Below are 17688 nucleotides of genomic sequence, written 5' to 3' on the forward strand. Positions count from 1 at the left end.
GCAGCATCGGGTCCCTCAGCCCGCGTCCGTCGGGGTGAGGGATCTGGCTGCGGGATCGGGCTGCGGGTCAGCTGCTGATGTAGTTGGAGAGTTGTTCCCTCTCGAACTCGAGTTCGCCGATACGGGACTTGACCACGTCGCCGATGCTGACCAGCCCGGCAAGGTTGCCGTCGACAACGACCGGGACGTGCCGGATCCGGTGCTCGGTCATCAGCCGCATCAGATTGTCGATCAGGTCGTCCGGTGTCGCGGTGCGGACCTCGGACGTCATGATCGCGCTCACCCGTACGTCGCCCGCGTCCGGCGTACCGTTCCAGAGCCGCACGATGTCACGCTCCGACACGATCCCGGACACCGTCGACCCGTCCGCACTGACCACCACCGCGCCGATGTTCTTCTCGGCCAGCAGTGCGAGCAGCTCGGTGACAGTGGCTTCTGGGGAGATGGTGACGACCTGATTGCCCTTACCGCGCAGTACGTCGTTGATCTTCACGGAGCCTCCTGCAGATCGAGGACCAATACCCCAAGGTAACGGCAAACCCCCCACTACACCCCGTGACAACGAAGGACAACCGGTTACCACCGAGACGTGCGCGTGGAGGGCGTCCCGCCCCGCACGCTCCCGGCCCGTGTGCGCTGGTCGCTTTGGCTCGCGAGTGACTGCGGGGCTCACCGCCGCACCGGCCTATAGTCGAGCGACCAAACGGAGGTTGGCATGGAGCTACTTGAGCCGCCGCGCGTTGTCGAGCGACCCGAACAGCATTACCTCGGCATTCGGACCATCACGCCCTTCCGGGGCATGCTGGCCAAGCGGAATGAGCTGCTCGACGAGCTGTTCGGCTGGCTTCGTGAGAGTGGCACCGACGACTCAGGGATGTTCTTCCTGAGACTGCACGTGATCGACATGGCTGGGCCGATGGATCTTGAGGTCGGCATGATGACACCGGGACGCGTGGCGGGCGACGACCGGGTGCAGCCGTCCACGCTTCCAGCCGGGCGGTATGCGACGCTCACCTACCGCAACCACTCGATCCGCGCCAACCGCGCCCTGCTCGACTGGGTAGCTGCTGAAGGGCTTGTCCTCGACCGGCGGGATGTCCCCGAAGGCGACCTGTTTGCCTGCAGGTACGAGGCATTCCGCACCGATCCGCGGACCGAGCCGCGGAAGACCAAATGGATGGTCGAGCTCGACTTCCGTCTGGCTGACGCCTAGACAGCTCTGCCCTCCGAAAACAACGCGCCCGCCGGGACCCGCACCCCGTAGGATCGCCAGGTTCGGCACGACGGAGGGGGCGCAGTGGGGTTCCGGCAGGATCTGGCCGTACTGCGGCATCGGGATGTGCGGGTGTTCATCTCCGCCCGGTTCATCTCCATCCTCGGGTCGACGATCGCGCCGGTGGCGCTCGTGTTCGCCGTACTGGATGTCTCCGACTCCGCGAGCGCGGTCGGCATCGTGCTCGCGGCCCGCAGCATCCCGAACATCGTCTTCCTGCTGATCGGCGGCGTCATCTCCGACCGGCTCCCGCGCCACCTCGTGCTGGTCGTGGCCAACACGGTCAGCGGACTAACACAGGGTCTCGCCGCGGCGCTCGTACTCTCCGGCCACGCGACCATCTGGCAACTCGCCGCGATCGAGGCGGTCAACGGGATCGCGGCCGCGTTCGTGATGCCCGCGATGACCGGCATCCTCCCGTCGATCGTGGACCGCAGCGAGCTCCCGCAGGCGAACGCGATCGCCGGCTTCGCCCGTTCGAGCGCGATGATCGGCGGTGGCGCGGTCGCGGGTGTGATCGTCGGCCTGACCGGTCCGGGTGTCGGGCTCGCGGTCGACGGCGCGACGTTCCTGATCGCCGCCGTACTGCTGTCCCGCCTGACGATTCCGCGGATCGAACGCGCCGCCACCTCGATGCTGACCGACCTGCGCGACGGCTGGAGCGAGTTCGTCTCCAGGCAATGGATCTGGGTGATCGTGCTCGCCTTCGGCCTGCTGAACCTGATCTTCACCGCCTGCTACCAGACGCTCGGCCCGGTGATCGCGGACCGTACGTTCGGGCGCACCGGCTGGGGCCTCGTCAGCGCCTGCTTCGGCGCCGGACTGGTTGCCAGCGGCATCATCATGCTGCGCCTCAAACCCCGCCGCCCGTTGCGGACGGGCATGCTCGGCATGCTGCTGACGGTCCCGGTCATGCTGTGTCTCGCGCTGCTGCCGTACACCTGGGCGATGGCGGTCGCCGCATTCCTCCTCGGCGTCGGCTTCGACATCTTCGGCATCAGCTGGGAGACCGCCCTCGGCCAGCACGTCCCGATCGAGAAGCTCTCCCGCGTCTCGTCGTACGACATGCTCGGCTCCTTCATCGCCGGCCCCGCGGGTCAACTCACCGTCGGGTACGTCGCTGCGGTGGTGAGCGTCAAAGCGGTCGAACTGTACGGCGCTGCCCTCTTCGTGCTCATCACCGTCCTCACCCTGATCGTCCCCTCCGTCTGGAACCTGCGTCGTCTGGACATCTGAACGTGCGTAGGGTGGAGGCGTGAGCTCAATCGTTCCAGGTCCGCAGAAGAAGCTCGAGCAAGAAATCGACGCGGCCCGCTCCGGCGCCAAGCCGCTGCAGCCAGGCGACCTGAACACGTCGGCGCCACCGCAGGAAGAGCTGACCGGCCTGGACGACTGGCCAGAGTCGCTGCGCACGGCCATCGAGGCGGAGCACGCTCGCGTCGTCGCGCTGACAACCAACCGCCGACGTACCGCCGACCGCGTACTCCCCGACGTGGTCCGCGGCCTCGACCAGCTACTCGACGAGATAGCCAACCGCCTCCAGGCCGACAAGCCACGCCTGTTCGGCAAGTCCACCGCACCCGCTGACGCTGTCGACGACATCGCCGAAATCCTGGGCATCCCGACCGACGAGCTCACCACGTCACCCGGCCGAGGCGAACACCGCGCGGCCCTCCGCACCATCAAGCAACTCCGCTCCCAACTGAAGGAGCTGGAGAAGTCCCAGGACCATTCGAAGCTGACCCGCCTGGTCACCTTCGTCATCCGCCTGGCCCTGGTCACCGAAAACGCTCCTGAATCAGCCGCCACCCTCGCGCCGATCGCCCTGGACCGCTACGCCAACTCCGAACCCGACCCTCAGCGGAACTGGACCTTCGACCAGAAGCTCACCTTCTGGAAGCAAACCCACACCACCCTCACCACCACCTGACCCCCACGCCCGCCCCTCCCCAGCCACCCCACGCCGACCCATTTGATGGGTTCCCCCTTCAAATGGTGGGTTCCTCACCCGGATTCCGGGTGGGAAACCCCCCACCTCGTGGGTTAACCCATCAAATGGCGCGGGGCCTCGCGCGGCAGTTGGCGGTGGCGCGAGGGCTGGTGCGCTGCCGGCAACGGAAACAGCCGCCGCGAACCGGTGTCCGGCTCGCGGCGGCTGTGTGCGAGATGTCAGCCCTTGATCGCGCCGCCCAGGGCGAACGCGCCGCCGAGCTTTCTCGACAGGAGCAGGTACAGCAGCAGGACGGGCGTGGTGTAGATGAGGGAGTACGCCGCCAGCTGGCCGTAGTTCGGTTCGCCGTACTGGCCGAAGAAGGTGAAGATGCTGACCGACGCCGGCAACCGCTCGGGCGAGAGCAGCAGCATGAAGGGCACGAAGAAGTTGCCCCACATGCCGATGAACGTGAAGATCAGCACGACCGCGATCCCCGGCCACATCAGCGGCAGCACGATCGCCCACAGCGCCCGCATGTTGCCGGCCCCGTCAACCCAAGCCGCTTCCTCCAACGACAGCGGCACCCCGTCCATGAACGTCTTCGTCAGCCAGATCGCAAACGGCAACGCGCTCGTCGCCATGAACATGATCGTGCCGCCCAGCGTGTCCACCAGGTTCAGCTGCACGAAGAGCCCGTAAACAGGCACCATCACCGCAGTGATCGGCAACCCGGTGCAGAACAGCACCGTCAACAGGAACGGCCGGTTGAACCGCGTCCGGAACCGCGACAACGGATAGGCCGCCAGCACCGCGCACACCATCGTCAGCAACGCCGCCCCGCCACACAGCACGATCCCGTTCAGCACAGGCCGGTACGTCGTGTCGGTGTTCAGCACCGCTTTGAAGTTCCCCAGCGTGGGATGCGTCGGGAACTCGACCCGCAGCCCCGCCGTCCGGTTGATCGATGCGAACAGCACCCACAGCAACGGCAGGACGAACAGTACGCCGATGGCCAGCAGCACCAGGTTCGACGCGAGTTTGCTCATCCGGTCGCGGGCAATCATGCTGCCTCCGAGTTCAGTCCACGCAGGTAGATCAGCGAGAAGACCGCACCGATCGCCAGCATCACCAGCGCGATCGCCGTACCGTAGCCGATCTGGGAGAAGCTGAACGCCTGCTCGTACATGTACAGCGGCAACGTCTGACTCTTGGTCCCCGGGCCGCCCCGGGTCATCGCGTAGATCAGGCCGAACACGCTCAGCGTCTGCAGCGTGATCAGCATCAGGTTGGTCATCACCGCGCGGGTGATCATCGGCAGCGTGACGAACAGCAGTCGCCGCCAGCCGCCGGCGCCGTCCATCTCGGCGGACTCCTCGATCTCCTTGGGAATCTCGCTCAGCGCGGCGGAGTACACCAGCATCGAGAACGCCGTACCGCGCCAGATGTTGGCCAGTGACACCGCGATGATCGGTGCCCCGTACAACCAGTCCTGACCGGGCAGGCCGACCGCGTGCAGCATCACGTTCAGCGTGCCGTCGTCGTTGAAGAACGCGCTCAGCAGGTACGCCGCGACGACTTCGGGCAGCACCCACGCGCCGATCACCGCCGTACCGACGAAGTTGCGGACCGGCTTCGTCGATCTGCGCATCAGCAGCGCCAGGCCGAGGCCCAGCGTGTTCTGGCCGATGATCGCGGAGATCAGCGTGAACACCAGCGTCAGCCAGATCGAGTTCGTGAACGCTCCGCTGGAGAACGCCTTGCGGAAGTTGTCCAGCCCGACGAACTTCACGTTCGCCGCGCCGGTACCGGTGAGCGCCATGTTCGTGAACGCGGCGTACACGCAGTAGATGATGGGGCCGGCCAGGAAGACCAGCATCAGTCCGATCGCCGGCGACAGCGGCAGCATCCGGACCAGCTTGGCGGCCTTCGGCTTCCCGCCCCCTCCGGTGGACTTACCGGAGGGAGCGGTGGCCGAGGTGGGGGCGACGGTCGTCGTCACAGGGGAGATATCCCTTCGAGCCGGGAGATTACTGACCGGTGCTCTGTGTCGTCGTACTGTCCTTGCCGCCGACGATGCCTTCGACCGCCTGGTCGTAGTTCTTCGCGGCCGCGTCGGGCTGGGACTGACCGGTCATCACCGCTTCCATCGCGGTGATGATCTCGTTCGAGACCTTCGGGTACTCCGGCAGCGCCGGCCGGTACACGGTCACCGACACCAGGTCGGTGAAGAACTGCGTGCTCGCCGAGGAGGACTTGTACGCCGCGTCGGCGGCGACGTCCTTGCGGACAGCGATCTGCGCGCCGTCGGTGGCGTACTTCGCCGCGTTCTTCTGGGTCTGCAGGGTCTTGATGAAGTCCCAGGCCGCGTCGGGGTTCTTCGACTTGGCCGGGATCGCCCAGGTCCAGCCGCCGGAGAGGCTGACCTTGCCCTTGCCGCCGCCGTCCTGCGTCGGCATCGCGGTCTGGCCGAGCACCGTGCTCCACTGCGGCCACGGCTTGGCGCCGGACTTCAGCCAGTTGCCGTAGATCCAGGAGCCGTCGAGGTCGATCGCCAGCTTCTGCTGCGGCAGCAGCTCGGTGCCGACCTTGCTGCCCATGTTCGGGCTGAGCGCGTCCTTCGGCGACGGCGCCAGGCCCTCGGAGAAGACGGTCTTGACGAAGTTCAGCGAGTCCTTGAAGCCCTGGCTGCCGACGACCCACTTCTTCTGGTCGTAGTTGTACAGGGTGTCCTTGGTGCCGTAGAGCAGCATCTCGAAGCCCTGCATGGCCGAGGCCTCACCCATCGGCTTGCCGGAGTACATGTTGAACGGGATCACGCCCGGCACCTTCTGCTTGATGGTGCGCGCCGCGCTGAGTACGTCGTCCCACGTCTTCGGCTGCCAGTCGGCCGGCAGACCGGCCTTCTTGAAGATTTCCTTGTTGTACCAAAGTGCCCGCGTGTCCGTGCCGTCCGGTACGCCGTAGGTCTTGCCGTCCTGGCCCCGTGCCGCACCCTTGGCCGTGTCCTCGAACTGGCTCCACTGGTCCCAGTTCTTGATGTAGTCGTCGAGCGGCCTCAGGTACCCCGCGGTGATGTCGGAGTTGATCAGGAAGGTGTCCTCGTAGACGATGTCCGGCGCCGTGTTCGGCGACCGCATCATCAACTGGATCTTGGTGTAGTAGTCGTTCTCGCTGGCAACGACCGGAACGATCTCGACCTGGGATCCCGGGTGCGCGGCTTCGTACTCGGTCTTGACGCCGGTGAGGAAGTTCTTCATCACCACGCCCGGACCCCACTGCTGGTACGCGATCTTGATGTGCGCCGGACCGGAGCTCTGCGAGCCTCCGGCCTCGGGCTGCTTGGTCGTCGAGCCTTGACTACAGGCCGAGACCCCCAGCAGCAGCGCGCCCGCGGCGGCCGCTGCCATGAAACGTTTCCTTGTCACCATCAGGTCCACCTTCGGGCAATCGTTGTCATGCCGGTACCACGGCCCAAACCCTGCGGGCTTTCTCGCGACCGTAGGAGTCCTGAACAGCCGAAGTCAATGCTTGACAGACAACGTTGTCGCAGCAGTAAGGCGGGAACGCGGTGACCGGGGTGTAACGATCCGGTCACCGCGCTGTCATACCTCTACTTTGTCAGGCTGCGACCGCCGACGCCTCGTGCCGAGCGTGTACGGCGCGTCCCCGGGTCCGCATCGCGCCGAGGCCGCACAGCACCAGTCCGAGGAGCAGCCAGCCCGCCAGTACGACGAGTGGTCTGCCGGCGCCGGCACCGTCGAAGAAGCTCACGGAACGTAGCGCCGTACCCGCGGCTCCCGGCGGCAGCAACTGCCCGAGAGTGCTCCAGCCGTCCGGCAGCATCTCCGGTGCGCTCGTCATCCCGGAGAGCGGGTTGCCGAGCAGCATCATCACCGCGCCGCCGAGCGCGAGCCCTGCCGTACCGATCAGCCACTCGAGCCCGAGCAAGGTGAGGCTGATGGCCCCGATCGACATCGCGATGACGCCCGCGTTGCCGAGGTAGCTGCCCTCGAACGAGCCGAGCCAGTACTGCAGTACGGCGGCCAGCGCCAGCCCGCCGGTGATCGCGAACGCGACCGCGCCGACCATCCGCTTCGGCCCGGACCGCACCAACTGGGTCAGCGCGCCGGCGGCGATGATCCCGCCGAGTACGAGCGGCAGCGCGCCCGCAGCGAGGCCGGCGCCGCGTGGATCGTCCTTCGGCAGCGGGACGATGTCAGTGACCTTCGCCCGGCTGTCCATCCGTGCAGACAGCTGGGTCAGGAGTTGTGCGACAACCGGGCCACCCGCGGACGCCGTGAGTACTTCGGGCTGCGCCGAGTCGAGCACGATCGCGCCGTACGCGTCCCGGTCCTCGATCCGCTGCACCGCGGCCTGCCGGTCCGGTACGGCGGTGATGTCGAAGCCTCCCGGCATCGCCTGCCCGAGCTGCGCCTTCACCTGCTCGACGGCCGGCGTCGGACCGGACACCGCTATCGGGACGTTGCGCGGTTCGGAGCGGGCCGACGGCCAGGCGAAGGCGATCAGGAACACCGTGAGGACCGCGGTCAACAGCACGATGACGGCGATCAGGGGCGGCCGGCGACGTTCGGCCGCGTGCGCCTCTGTGGTCATGGCGGACTCCTTCGACAATAAAACCGAATGATCGTTCTTTATCACTTCGAGCCTGGATCAGGTCCGGCGACTTGTCAAGAACGGACATTCGTTTTATGTTGCGAGCGTGCCGAAGGTCACCGAGGAGCACCGCCTGGCCCGCCGCGAGCAGATCGTCGCGGCGGCGCGTGCCTGCATGAACGCGGAGGGCTTCCACAAGACGACGATGGCCGATGTGATCCGCGAGTCCGGCCTGTCCGCCGGCGCTGTGTACGGCTACTTCAAGAGCAAGGAGGAGATCGTCGCGGCGATCGCCGAGGACGCGCTCGGCACGGTCGACGAACTCTTCGAGGGCCTGCTCGCCTCCGAGCAGCCGCTGACCCCGCTGGCCGCGCTCGAGGCCACCATCGAGCACGTGGTGCGGGTCGCCCAGTCCCCGCCCGGGGACGTCACCCGGGTCGCGGTGCAGGCCTGGGCCGAGGCGCTGCGCAACGACTCGATCCGCGAGGTCGCGAAGGGCAAGTACTGCCAGCTCCGCAACCATTTCGTGGTGATCGCCCGCCGCGCACAGTCCGACGGCACTCTCGACCCGGACGTCGATCCCGAGCACGTCGCCCAGGTGATGTTCAGCATGATCCCGGGCTTCGTCCTGCAGCGGCTGCTGATCGGCGACATCACGCCCGCCACCTACACGGCCGGTCTGCGAGCCCTGTTGCGCTCGTAGAGGGTGGACTTTCACCCACCCCGTACGGTGGTCCAGCACCATGGGGCGGTACGTCGTTGCTCCGTAGCGTCGACGGCATGAGAAAGCGGAAGCAGGAAGCAGTCGACGGGACCGGTTACTCGGTCGTCCTGCAGGACGTACGACGGGTCTACGGCCGTGGCGGGAACACCGTCACCGCCCTCAACGGGATCTCGATGAAGTTCGCCCCCGGCACCTTCACCGCGGTGATGGGTCCGTCGGGTTCGGGCAAGAGCACGTTCCTGCACTGTGCGGCCGGGCTCGACCGGCCGACGTCGGGCACGGTGCTGATCGACGGCCTGCCGCTGGCCGGGCTGAGCGAGCGCCGGCTGACCGAGCTCCGCCGCGAGCGGATCGGGTTCGTGTTCCAGTCGTTCAACCTGCTGCCCGCGCTGACCGTCTGGCAGAACGTCTGCCTGCCGCAGGAGCTCGACGGCCGGCGGGTGAACAAGGCCGCGGTCCGCCAGGTCCTCGAACGTGTCGGCTTGTCAGACAAGCAGAGGAGTCGCCCGGGCGAGCTGTCCGGCGGCCAGCAGCAGCGGGTCGCGATCGCCCGCGCACTGGTCGCGCGGCCGGCGGTCATCTTCGCCGACGAGCCGACCGGCGCACTGGACACGCAGACCGCGGCCGACGTACTCGAGCTGCTGCGCGAGCCGGTCCGCACGCAGGGCCAGACCGTCGTCATGGTCACCCACGATCCGGTCGCGGCGTCGTACGCCGACCAGGTCGTCTTCCTGGCCGACGGCGTACTCGCCGGCAGCCTGACCGCGCCGACGGCCGAGCAGGTCGCCGACCGGATGACCCACCTCGGTGCGCGATCCAACCTGCAGGTGGTGGCGGGATGATGCGCCAAGCCATCCGCACCTTGCGTCACCGCAAGAGCGGATTCATCGCCACATTCGTCGCGGTCGTCTTCGGTACGGCGATCGTGATGGCCTGCGGCGGCCTGATGGAGACCGGCATCCGCTCGAACGTCGAACCCCAGCGCCTGGCCGGCACCGCCCTGGTTGTCACCGGCAAACAGTCCCACCTCCGCCCCGGCGAGGAAGACGCCACTCCCCTCCCGGAACGCGTCGGCGTCCCCGTGGACGCCCTCGCCAAGATCCGTTCCACCCAAGGCGTTTCCGCCGCGGTCGGCGACTACACGTTCCCCGCCGTAGGCTCATCGGTTGCCGAAGGCCACAACTGGTCCAGCGCCGCCTTGGCGCCGTATCACCTCACCAGTGGGCACGCACCACGCTCCGGTGAAGTTGTCGTTTCGTCCGGCAAGCCGGGCGAACACCTCACCCTGATGATCAGCGGCGAGCCGAAGACCTTCACCGTCAGCGGCATCGCCCCGACCGCCGGCGGCAACGCTTTCTTCTCCGACCACGACGCCGCCCAACTCGTCCGCAACCCGGCCCGGTTCGCCGACGTCGGCGTACAGGTTGCCCCCGGCACCAACCTCGACAACGTGAAGAAGAGCCTGCAGAAGCTCGACGGCAACCTGACCGTTCGCGAAGGCGTCGATCGCGGCCTGGCCGAGCACCCGGACGCCGAGTCCCACAAGACCGCACTGATCGCGGTCGCCGGATCCTTCGGCGGCATCGCGACCATGACGATGATGTTCGTCGTCGCCTCGACGCTGGCGTTGGCGGCACAGCACCGCGAGCGCGAGTTCGCCCTCCTCCGCGGCATCGGTACGACGCCCGGTCAGGTCCGGCGGATGATCCTCGGTGAGGCACTGCTCGTCTCGCTGCCGGCCGTCGCGGTCGGGGTCATCCCGGGCACCTTCCTCGGACGGTTCCTCTTCGACCAGCTCAGCACGCACGGCGTCGCATCGCCGGTGATCCAGTTCTCGCAGGGCTTGATCCCGTTCGCGGCGGGTGCCGGTGCCGCAGTACTCGCAGCCATCGGGGCAGGCCTGATCGCGGCCCGCAAGTCCGCGAAGATCCGCCCGGTCGAGGCGCTTGTCGAGGCGTCGCTGCAGCGGAAGTGGTTCAGCTGGATCCGGCTGCTGTTCGGCCTGTTGTTCCTGGGTGGTGGGCTCGCGCTGCTGATCGTCACCGCGACGGTGATGACCGGTCCGCTCGCGGCCTCGACCGCGGGTCCGTCGATCCTCTGCTGGGCGATCGGTGTCGCGCTCCTCGGACCGTTCTGGACGAAGGCTGTGCTCGCGTTCTGGCGGTGGCCGGTGCAGGCGCTGACCCGGGTCAACGGTCGCCTCGCGATCCGCAATCTGTCGGCGCGTTCGGTCGCGATGTCGGCCGCGGTGATGCCGGTCATGCTTGCTGTCGGCATCTCGACCGCCAATCTCTACATGCAGACGACGCAGGTACACGCGTCCTCCGAAGCGTTCACGCGGGATCTGCGCGCGGACGCAGTGCTGGTCTCGGACGCCGGTCTGTCGCCGGCTTTGCTCCAGCAGGTTCGCAGCGTGCCGGGCGTGGCGAGTGCGTCGGCGTACGTCCGGAGCATGGGCGCGGTCGACGACCCGCGGAAGGCGCCGTTCGACGAGGACGGTGCGCCGGTGATCGGCGTGGATGCCCAGGGCGCGAACGGTACGGCGCCGGTTCGGCTGACGAGCGGATCGCTCGCCGGGCTGACCGGTTCGACCGTGGCCATCCCGGATTACATGGCCACGAAGACGGGCCGTGGAGTCGGGTCGGAGATCACGATGACGTTGGGCGACGGGACACCGGTGAAGTTGCGGGTGGTTGCGACGTTCGCGGCGGAGCGCGGGTACGAGACGATCATCATGCCGGCGTCGTTGGTGGCAGCTCACACGACGGACGGTCTGACCAAGCAGATCCTGGTCCGCGCCGCGCCGGGTGCCGACGTACGACCCGGGCTGGCGAAGCTTGCCGCGGCTCATCCGACTGTCCAGGTCGCCGACCGCAGTACGTTGGTCGCCGCGAACGCGGAGGATCTGCAGACGCAGGCGTGGGTCAACTACATGCTCGTCGGAATGCTGATCGCGTACACCGCGGTCTCGGTCGTCAACACGCTCGTCTCGTCGACCCTGCGCCGCCGCCGCGAGTTCGCCCTCCAGCGACTGACCGGCTCGACCCGGTTCCAGGTCCTCCGCATGCTGTGGACCGAAAGCACCCTGGTCACCCTCGCGGGAGTCACGCTCGGCACCGCAGTAGCCCTCGCCTGCCTACTCCCGTTCTCCGCCAAGGTCTCGGACAGTGCACTCCCCACCGGCCCACTGTGGATCTACGGGGTCATCGTCGCCGCCGCCACCATCCTCACCTTCGGCTCGACCCTCCTCCCCGCAACCACAACCCTCCGCCACGCCCCCACCCAACCCACCTTCAACGACTAGCAAGACAAGTCACCACCAGCGGCAGCGGATCCTCCGCCACACGCCAGAACCCAACACCGTCCTACAAGACGCGGGGTCAGCGGGCAGGCGTGGGCTCCGCTACCGGCTGGAGGGCGATTGTGGTTGCCTGGACGATGCCGGCGTTGTCGCGGATCCAGCCGGAGAGGACGACCTGCAGGTCCTCGAGGTCGCGTTCCTCGAGGATCACGCCGGGCACCGGGACGCTCGCGCCGAGTTCGGCGAGGACCGGGCGGAGGTGTTGGTCGGCGAGCAGCTTGTGGCTCGGGGCCGCGGAGACGGTCACCGGTACGACGACCGATCCCGCCAGCGCCGAAGGCCGCAGTACGTCGAGGAAGCTTTTCAGCAGACCGGTGTAGCTGCCCTTGTACACCGGCGTGGCGACCACGATCACCGAGGCCGACGACACCAGGTCGACCGCGCTCTCCAGAGCCGCGTGGTCCTCCTCGCCGGCACGGTCACCCTGGAAGATCGCCGGCGCGAACGTCACCAGATCGATCAGCTCGTCGATCCGGTACGGCGTACCGAGCTCGGACGCGAGCAACTCGGCGACCGAGGCCGCGGCGGCCGCGGTCCGCGAACCCGCCCGTGGATTGCCGACCACCGTGACCACGGACTGCGGCCAGACCGGCGCATCCTGGGGCACGACCTGCGACTCGAACGCGACTGAGGGCATCTGACCCAACTCCTGAGGCATCGGCAGTGATACCTCGAGCGTAGTCAAAGTCGAGCGCGCTACTTGACTTTCTCAGGATCTGAACGCCCGTGCAGCTTCACGACCACGAACCACACCACCGCGGCGACCGCACCGGCGATCACCACCTTCTGGAAGACCCCGACCGACGACTCGACCAGATGCCACCGCTCACCGAGCTGGTAACCGGCCAGGATCAGCAGCGAGTTCCACACCAGGCTCCCGACCGCGGTCAGCGGCAGGAACAGCGCGACCCGCATCCGCTCCACCCCGGCCGGCACCGAGATCAGGCTGCGCACGACCGGGACCAGCCGCCCGATCAGCACCGCCTTGGGACCGTGCCGGAGGAACCACTCCTCTGCCTTGTCGATATCGGCCACCTTCACCAGCGGCAGCTTCCCGGCGATCGCGCGGGTCCGATCCCGCCCGAGCGTCCCGCCCACGCCGTACAGGGCGAGCGCGCCGACGACCGACCCGAGCGTGGTGAACAGGATCGCGCTGACCAGCCCGAGATCGCCCCGCGCCGCCGCGAAACCTGCCAGCGGCAGGATCACCTCGCTGGGCAACGGCGGGAACAGGTTCTCGAGTGCGACCGCGAGCCCGGCGCCGGCCGCTCCCATGCGCTCCATCAGCTCGATCGCCCACCCGGCCACTCCACCGGTCGGCTCCTGCGTCCCCTGCAGCGCGGTCATCATCACCTGATTCGTCGTCGTCATCATGGGTGCGACGCTAGGTCCGCGGACGCGCCCCACACACTGGAGCCATCCACCGTACCGACCGGGGGAAAACCCCCGGCTGTGCAAGCATTTGCGAACGACAGGAAGGGCTTTGATGACAGTCGAGCACGCTCCCACGATCAGTACGCACCCGTCGCGCGAGGCGCTCGGCCGGGCCGCGGCCTCCGCGGCGGCCGAGCAGATCCGCAAGTCGATCGCGGCGACCGGGCGCGCGCGGATCATGCTGGCCGCCGCACCGAGCCAGAGCGCGACCCTCGCCGCGCTGGCCGTCGAGCCGGACATCGACTGGAGCCGCGTCGAGTGCTTCCACATGGACGAGTACGTCGACCTGTCGCCGCAAGCCCCGCAGTCGTTCCGCAACTGGCTGCACCGGAGCTTCCTCGATCAGGTGCCGAAGGCAACCTTCCACCCGCTGGCGCCGGAAGCCGGCCCGGACCGCTACGCGGAGCTGATGGGTCACGAACCGTTCGATCTCGTCCTGTTCGGGCTCGGCGTCAACGGCCATCTCGCCTTCAACGACCCGCCCGCCGACTTCGACGACCCCCGCGCCGCGAAGATCGTCGGCCTGGACGAAACCAGTCGCCGCCAGCAGGTCGACGAGGGCAATTTCGCCACGATGGACGACGTACCCACGCACGCCGTCACCGTGACGATCCCGCGCCTGCTCAACGCGCACGCCCTGATCGGTTCGGTCCCCGGTTCAGCCAAACGACAGGCCGTGCACGACACCCTCACCCAGCCGATCAGCCCCGACTACCCCGGTACGGCGCTGCGCACCCACGCCGCCGTACAACTCTTCCTCGACACCGAATCAGCCGACACCGAGGTGTAGACCGCCCGAGGCATCGACGACCTGGCCCGTGATCCACCGCGCTTCGGACGAGGCCAGGAACGCGACCACCTCGGCAACATCCTCACCGGTGCCCAGCCGGCCGAGCGCGGTGTGACCGACGATCAGCTCCGACAGACCCGGGGTCTCGAAGATCGCGCCGTTCGCCTCGGTCCGGGTCGCGCCCGGTGCCACCGCGTTCACGGTGATGCTCCGCCGGCCGAGCTCCTGCGCCAGCGTGCGCGTCATCGTCTCGACCGCACCCTTGGTCATCGCGAACGACGTCTGCGTCGGGTTCGCCATCCGGGTCGCGACCGACGAGACCGTGACGATCCGGCTGCCATCGGCCAGCACCGGCAGCAACCGCTGGATCAGGAAGTACGGCGCGCGCACGTTCACCGCCATCAGCCGATCGAACGCCGCCTCCGAGTCCGTTGCGATCGGACCGGCCGGCGGCGCCGCGGCGTTGTTCACCAATACGTCCAGACGCCGACCGGACAGCCCCGCGGTCAGTTGCTCGACCACCGCGTCGGCATCACCCGGCACACCGAGCTCGGCCCCGATCACGAACCCACGCCCGCCGATCCGCTCGAGCGTCTCCTCGGCCCCGGCCTTGTCCTGGTTGTAGTGCACCGCGACCTCGGCCCCCGCCGCGGCCAGCCGCTCCGCGATCGCCCGCCCGATGCCGCGCGACGCACCCGTCACCAGCGCGACCCTGCCGTTCATGTTAGAAACTATCATGTTGTTAGTATCTACCACATGAGCCTGAGGGACCGCCAGCGTGCCGACACGCGGCAACGCATCCAGCGACAGGCACTCCGCCTGTTCAGCGACCAGGGGTACGACGCGACCACGGTCAACCAGGTCGCCGACGCGGCCGGCGTCTCGCCGATGACGGTCTACCGGAACTTCCCCACCAAGGAAGACCTCGTCCTGTACGACGACTTCGACCAACTGGCCGCAACCTCGATCGCGGACCTCCCGCCGACCGGCCCCCTCACCGACCGCATCGGCCGCGCCATCCTCGCCACCCTCGACCAGGCGAGCACGGACCTCCTCCTCGCCCGTCTGCAGCTGATGATCTCGACCCCAGCCCTGCAAGCCCGCCACCTGGACAGCCAGTTCCGCCTGCAGAACGCGTTCGTCACGGCAATCTGCGCCGACGACCCGACCCTCGAGTACGCCGCCCAAGCAGCCACCAGCGCCTGCCTCGGCGTAACCCACGTCGCGTTGCTCCGCTGGGCCGCCGCCAACGGCGAACCCAACCTGCCCGACCTCTTCCGCGAGGCCTTCGCGGCCGCCTTCGGTCACACGCTCTGAACAGCGTGAAAGTGAGGAACCGGGTTATATTCCTGGTATGGCAACTACGTTCGAGGTGTTGGCGGAGCCTCGGCGGCGAGACATCCTCGATCTGTTGCGGGCCGGTGAGCGGCCGGTCGGCGAGCTTGTCGACGCGCTGTCGCTCAGCCAGCCCGCGGTGTCGAAGCATTTGAAGGTACTGCGCGACGCCGGGCTGGTGGAGGTCCGTCACGACGCCCAGCGCCGTTGGTACCGCCTCCGCCCGGCGCCGCTGGCCGAGGTCGACGCCTGGCTGGCGCCGTACCGCGACCTGTGGCGCGACCGCCTCGACGCCCTCGAAGCCCACCTGGAACAGATGGACTGACCCGGCGCCCCGGACCTCCTCCGGGCCGGGGGGCGTTGGTTCCAGTCGATGGTCAGGTGAGCTCAGGGACCCGCAGGTGGGCGATGGCGAGCTCGAACTCGCTGACGTCAAGGACTTCGGCGCCGGCGTCCTTCGAGGTCGCGGACCGCATCGAAGCGGCGGCCTCGCGGTTCTGGTCCATCGCTTCCCGGCTGTCGTACGTGACGGACGAGACCGAACGCCCGGACGCTCGGTCGACCAGCAGGCTTGCACTGCAGAAACCGGCCAGATCCTCGAGCCGGGGCAGTAGGGCCAACTTGTAGACGTCGATGGCCTGGTCCATGGTCGCTGGATCGGTCTTCACCCAGGTGGCCCGGACACACGCACCGACGGCCGATCGGTGGTCCCGATGCAGTACGGCGATCTCCCACTCCTGTACGTCCGGGCTTCCCCCGCCCAGGGTCTCTGCGAGCCGGTCCCGGATCGGACGGAGTGCATCGTCGGTGGCCCGCATCGCCTCCTCCGACTGCCAGGCGCTGGTGGCGATACACCGGCCGGTCTCCCGGTCGACCATCATGGACAGGCCGATGCAGCCCTCCATCTCCACCAGCCTGGGCATCACGTCGTCGCGTAACTGCGCGATACCGGCATCGATCGACGCGGGCACGGCCGTGATCATGGTGGAACGTGCGTACACGATCCACCCCCTTAGCTCAGGGCAGCGCCCCGGCGGCGCCGCCGGTCGCTCCCCACATTCCTCCGGCCGCACCATCCGCGCAAGGGACGGTGATTGAATGGCCCGGTGGGAATGCAGGCCACCTCCGACGCGGAACTCGGCCAGGCTCGCGCCGTTCGCTGGTGGGTCCGCGGGCGACGGGTCGGATCGATCGAGCGCGCCGCGAAGTTCGTCGACGACGTCGGTTTCGCGTTGCTCTTCCCGGCACCTCGAGTCGTCGTACCGTCGCTGTGGGACGCGGTCGCCGGCGAGGACGAGGAACCGTTCGGCGGCGGTATGGGCCTGAACGAGCAACGCGTCTGGACGTGGAAGGACGAGCTGCCCCGCCGCGGCCTTGCCTGGTACGGCGCCTATCTCGGCGGCCGGGGTTCGTTCCTGTCACCGGAGCTCCTGCGGGCCCTCTACCCGGCGGCGGGTGACGCCGGCGATCACCTGCTTGTCGACCTGTCCCCGACGGCACACGAGATCGCCGATGCCATCGCGGCCGAGCCGCTGTCGAGTGCGACCCTGCGGGCGGTGATCGGCGATCGGGGCCGCTACCAGCGGGCGATCACTGAACTGCAGCGCAACTTGCTGGTGACCACCGCCGGTGTCCACGAGACCGGATCCGGCTGGCCCGCGGCCTTGATCACGCTGACCTGTCATCGGTTCGACGTCGGCGGCCGGGTCGACCACGCGCTCGCGACCGGACAGTTCCTGGACACGATGCTCGCCACCACGGCAGGCGAGCTCGCCCGCGCCTTCCGGTGGCCGGTGGCGCAGGCGCGAGCCCGCCTGACGGAACACGTCGAGACCGGCCGGGCGACCTTCGACGGCACCCGGTACCTGTCGGTCTAACGGTGCTCGGCTACATCGAAGACGTTGCCTTCGGGGTCGGCCAGCGTGATCCAGTGCGTGCCGTACTCGGTGTGCTCGTCGACGCGCTTGGCTCCGAGCCCGACGATGCGGTCGACCTCGGCGGCCCAGTCGGTGGCGGCGAGGTCGACGTGCAGGCGGTTCTTGCCGTTGCGTGGCTCGGGGACCTGCAGGAACATCAGCGTCGGCCCGTCCGCGGCGCGGTTCACCGTCGCGAAGAACTCGTTGCCATCAGCATCGACTTCGGTGGAGAGCACGCCGGCCCAGAAGGTCGCGAGCGTGGCCGCGTCGGCACAGTCGAAGGCGATGTTCTCGAGGGAAATGGACAC

Annotated in this window: 20 protein-coding genes; 10 read left to right on the top strand and 10 right to left on the bottom strand. The window is 68.0% G+C overall.

Features of this window, described 5'->3' with window-relative positions:
• Positions 1-67 precede the first annotated feature (67 nt).
• Entirely contained in the window at positions 68-493 is a 426-nt protein-coding gene (locus tag OHA10_RS00960) for a CBS domain-containing protein (RefSeq protein WP_371404244.1), read from the bottom strand.
• Between the two features lie 222 nt (positions 494-715).
• Between OHA10_RS00960 and OHA10_RS00965 the strand changes: the two genes are divergently transcribed.
• The 3 genes from OHA10_RS00965 (at position 716) to OHA10_RS00975 (ending at position 3203) form a co-directional block, all read left to right on the top strand.
• Positions 716-1213 carry a GyrI-like domain-containing protein gene (locus OHA10_RS00965; RefSeq protein WP_371404245.1) on the top strand — a complete coding sequence of 166 codons (498 nt, stop codon included), beginning with the start codon at positions 716-718 and terminating at the stop codon, positions 1211-1213.
• Between the two features lie 84 nt (positions 1214-1297).
• The gene (locus OHA10_RS00970; RefSeq protein WP_371404246.1) at positions 1298-2509 is read left to right on the top strand and encodes an MFS transporter; all 1212 of its coding nucleotides are present in this window, start codon (positions 1298-1300) and stop codon (positions 2507-2509) included.
• Positions 2510-2528: 19 nt separating this feature from the next.
• Positions 2529-3203 (top strand): hypothetical protein, encoded by a 675-nt coding sequence (locus OHA10_RS00975; RefSeq protein ID WP_371404247.1) that lies wholly within the window; start codon positions 2529-2531, stop codon positions 3201-3203.
• A 239-nt stretch (positions 3204-3442) separates the two neighbouring features.
• Here the strand turns inward: OHA10_RS00975 and OHA10_RS00980 are convergent, their stop codons facing one another.
• From OHA10_RS00980 to OHA10_RS00995, 4 genes are all read right to left on the bottom strand, one after another.
• The gene (locus OHA10_RS00980) at positions 3443-4270 is read right to left on the bottom strand and encodes a carbohydrate ABC transporter permease (protein ID WP_371404248.1); all 828 of its coding nucleotides are present in this window, start codon (positions 4268-4270) and stop codon (positions 3443-3445) included.
• The gene (locus tag OHA10_RS00985) at positions 4267-5205 is read right to left on the bottom strand and encodes a carbohydrate ABC transporter permease (protein WP_371404249.1); all 939 of its coding nucleotides are present in this window, start codon (positions 5203-5205) and stop codon (positions 4267-4269) included. The genes OHA10_RS00980 and OHA10_RS00985 overlap by 4 nt, the downstream gene beginning before the upstream one ends.
• Positions 5206-5233: 28 nt before the next feature.
• Positions 5234-6613, bottom strand: a complete 1380-nt coding sequence (locus tag OHA10_RS00990; protein WP_371404250.1) for an extracellular solute-binding protein — start codon at positions 6611-6613, stop codon at positions 5234-5236.
• 211 nt (positions 6614-6824) lie between these two features.
• Positions 6825-7820, bottom strand: coding sequence for a hypothetical protein (locus OHA10_RS00995; protein WP_371404251.1), 996 nt, complete (start codon positions 7818-7820; stop codon positions 6825-6827).
• Between the two features lie 106 nt (positions 7821-7926).
• Here OHA10_RS00995 and OHA10_RS01000 point away from each other — a divergent pair, with 106 nt between their 5' ends.
• The 3 genes from OHA10_RS01000 (at position 7927) to OHA10_RS01010 (ending at position 11848) form a co-directional block, all read left to right on the top strand.
• Entirely contained in the window at positions 7927-8523 is a 597-nt protein-coding gene (locus OHA10_RS01000) for a TetR/AcrR family transcriptional regulator (RefSeq protein ID WP_371404252.1), read from the top strand.
• A gap of 77 nt (positions 8524-8600) precedes the next feature.
• Entirely contained in the window at positions 8601-9386 is a 786-nt protein-coding gene (locus tag OHA10_RS01005; protein WP_371404253.1) for an ABC transporter ATP-binding protein, read from the top strand.
• Positions 9383-11848 carry an ABC transporter permease gene (locus OHA10_RS01010; RefSeq protein WP_371404254.1) on the top strand — a complete coding sequence of 822 codons (2466 nt, stop codon included), beginning with the start codon at positions 9383-9385 and terminating at the stop codon, positions 11846-11848. The genes OHA10_RS01005 and OHA10_RS01010 overlap by 4 nt, the downstream gene beginning before the upstream one ends.
• A gap of 76 nt (positions 11849-11924) precedes the next feature.
• Here OHA10_RS01010 and OHA10_RS01015 read toward each other — a convergent pair whose 3' ends face one another.
• Positions 11925-12542 (bottom strand): NADPH-dependent FMN reductase, encoded by a 618-nt coding sequence (locus OHA10_RS01015; RefSeq protein WP_371404255.1) that lies wholly within the window; start codon positions 12540-12542, stop codon positions 11925-11927.
• Positions 12543-12601: 59 nt separating this feature from the next.
• Positions 12602-13279 carry a DedA family protein gene (locus OHA10_RS01020; RefSeq protein WP_371404257.1) on the bottom strand — a complete coding sequence of 226 codons (678 nt, stop codon included), beginning with the start codon at positions 13277-13279 and terminating at the stop codon, positions 12602-12604.
• A 112-nt stretch (positions 13280-13391) separates the two neighbouring features.
• On the opposite strand from OHA10_RS01020, the gene OHA10_RS01025 reads away from it, so the two are divergent.
• Entirely contained in the window at positions 13392-14129 is a 738-nt protein-coding gene (locus OHA10_RS01025) for a 6-phosphogluconolactonase (protein ID WP_371404258.1), read from the top strand.
• Here OHA10_RS01025 and OHA10_RS01030 read toward each other — a convergent pair.
• Entirely contained in the window at positions 14109-14852 is a 744-nt protein-coding gene (locus tag OHA10_RS01030; protein ID WP_371404259.1) for an SDR family NAD(P)-dependent oxidoreductase, read from the bottom strand. The genes OHA10_RS01025 and OHA10_RS01030 overlap by 21 nt on opposite strands.
• Before the next feature lie 33 nt (positions 14853-14885).
• Here OHA10_RS01030 and OHA10_RS01035 point away from each other — a divergent pair, with 33 nt between their 5' ends.
• Both OHA10_RS01035 and OHA10_RS01040 read left to right on the top strand, forming a co-directional pair.
• Positions 14886-15446 carry a TetR/AcrR family transcriptional regulator gene (locus tag OHA10_RS01035; RefSeq protein WP_371404260.1) on the top strand — a complete coding sequence of 187 codons (561 nt, stop codon included), beginning with the start codon at positions 14886-14888 and terminating at the stop codon, positions 15444-15446.
• Between the two features lie 37 nt (positions 15447-15483).
• The gene (locus tag OHA10_RS01040; RefSeq protein ID WP_371404261.1) at positions 15484-15789 is read left to right on the top strand and encodes an ArsR/SmtB family transcription factor; all 306 of its coding nucleotides are present in this window, start codon (positions 15484-15486) and stop codon (positions 15787-15789) included.
• Between the two features lie 52 nt (positions 15790-15841).
• On the opposite strand, the gene OHA10_RS01045 is transcribed toward OHA10_RS01040, so the two are convergent.
• Positions 15842-16465: a hypothetical protein gene (locus OHA10_RS01045; protein WP_371404262.1), complete on the bottom strand. Its 624-nt coding sequence runs from the start codon at positions 16463-16465 to the stop codon at positions 15842-15844.
• Positions 16466-16570: 105 nt separating this feature from the next.
• Between OHA10_RS01045 and OHA10_RS01050 the strand changes: the two genes are divergently transcribed.
• Positions 16571-17341 carry a hypothetical protein gene (locus OHA10_RS01050; RefSeq protein WP_371404263.1) on the top strand — a complete coding sequence of 257 codons (771 nt, stop codon included), beginning with the start codon at positions 16571-16573 and terminating at the stop codon, positions 17339-17341.
• Here OHA10_RS01050 and OHA10_RS01055 read toward each other — a convergent pair.
• Positions 17338-17688 carry a VOC family protein gene (locus tag OHA10_RS01055; protein ID WP_371404264.1) on the bottom strand — a complete coding sequence of 117 codons (351 nt, stop codon included), beginning with the start codon at positions 17686-17688 and terminating at the stop codon, positions 17338-17340. The two genes, OHA10_RS01050 and OHA10_RS01055, sit on opposite strands and share 4 nt — an antisense overlap.

Source organism: Kribbella sp. NBC_00662 (assembly GCF_041430295.1).
GTDB lineage: Bacteria > Actinomycetota > Actinomycetes > Propionibacteriales > Kribbellaceae > Kribbella.

Coding starts and splice junctions, on each gene's coding strand:
- OHA10_RS01035 (WP_371404260.1), top strand. CDS start 14,886: ATGAGCCTGAGGGACCGCCAGCGTGCCGACACGCGGCAACGCATCCAG.
- OHA10_RS00995 (WP_371404251.1), bottom strand. CDS start 7,820: ATGACCACAGAGGCGCACGCGGCCGAACGTCGCCGGCCGCCCCTGATC.
- OHA10_RS01030 (WP_371404259.1), bottom strand. CDS start 14,852: ATGAACGGCAGGGTCGCGCTGGTGACGGGTGCGTCGCGCGGCATCGGG.
- OHA10_RS00990 (WP_371404250.1), bottom strand. CDS start 6,613: ATGGCAGCGGCCGCCGCGGGCGCGCTGCTGCTGGGGGTCTCGGCCTGT.
- OHA10_RS01020 (WP_371404257.1), bottom strand. CDS start 13,279: ATGATGACGACGACGAATCAGGTGATGATGACCGCGCTGCAGGGGACG.
- OHA10_RS01040 (WP_371404261.1), top strand. CDS start 15,484: ATGGCAACTACGTTCGAGGTGTTGGCGGAGCCTCGGCGGCGAGACATC.
- OHA10_RS01025 (WP_371404258.1), top strand. CDS start 13,392: ATGACAGTCGAGCACGCTCCCACGATCAGTACGCACCCGTCGCGCGAG.
- OHA10_RS00980 (WP_371404248.1), bottom strand. CDS start 4,270: ATGATTGCCCGCGACCGGATGAGCAAACTCGCGTCGAACCTGGTGCTG.
- OHA10_RS01015 (WP_371404255.1), bottom strand. CDS start 12,542: ATGCCCTCAGTCGCGTTCGAGTCGCAGGTCGTGCCCCAGGATGCGCCG.
- OHA10_RS00965 (WP_371404245.1), top strand. CDS start 716: ATGGAGCTACTTGAGCCGCCGCGCGTTGTCGAGCGACCCGAACAGCAT.
- OHA10_RS01005 (WP_371404253.1), top strand. CDS start 8,601: ATGAGAAAGCGGAAGCAGGAAGCAGTCGACGGGACCGGTTACTCGGTC.
- OHA10_RS01010 (WP_371404254.1), top strand. CDS start 9,383: ATGATGCGCCAAGCCATCCGCACCTTGCGTCACCGCAAGAGCGGATTC.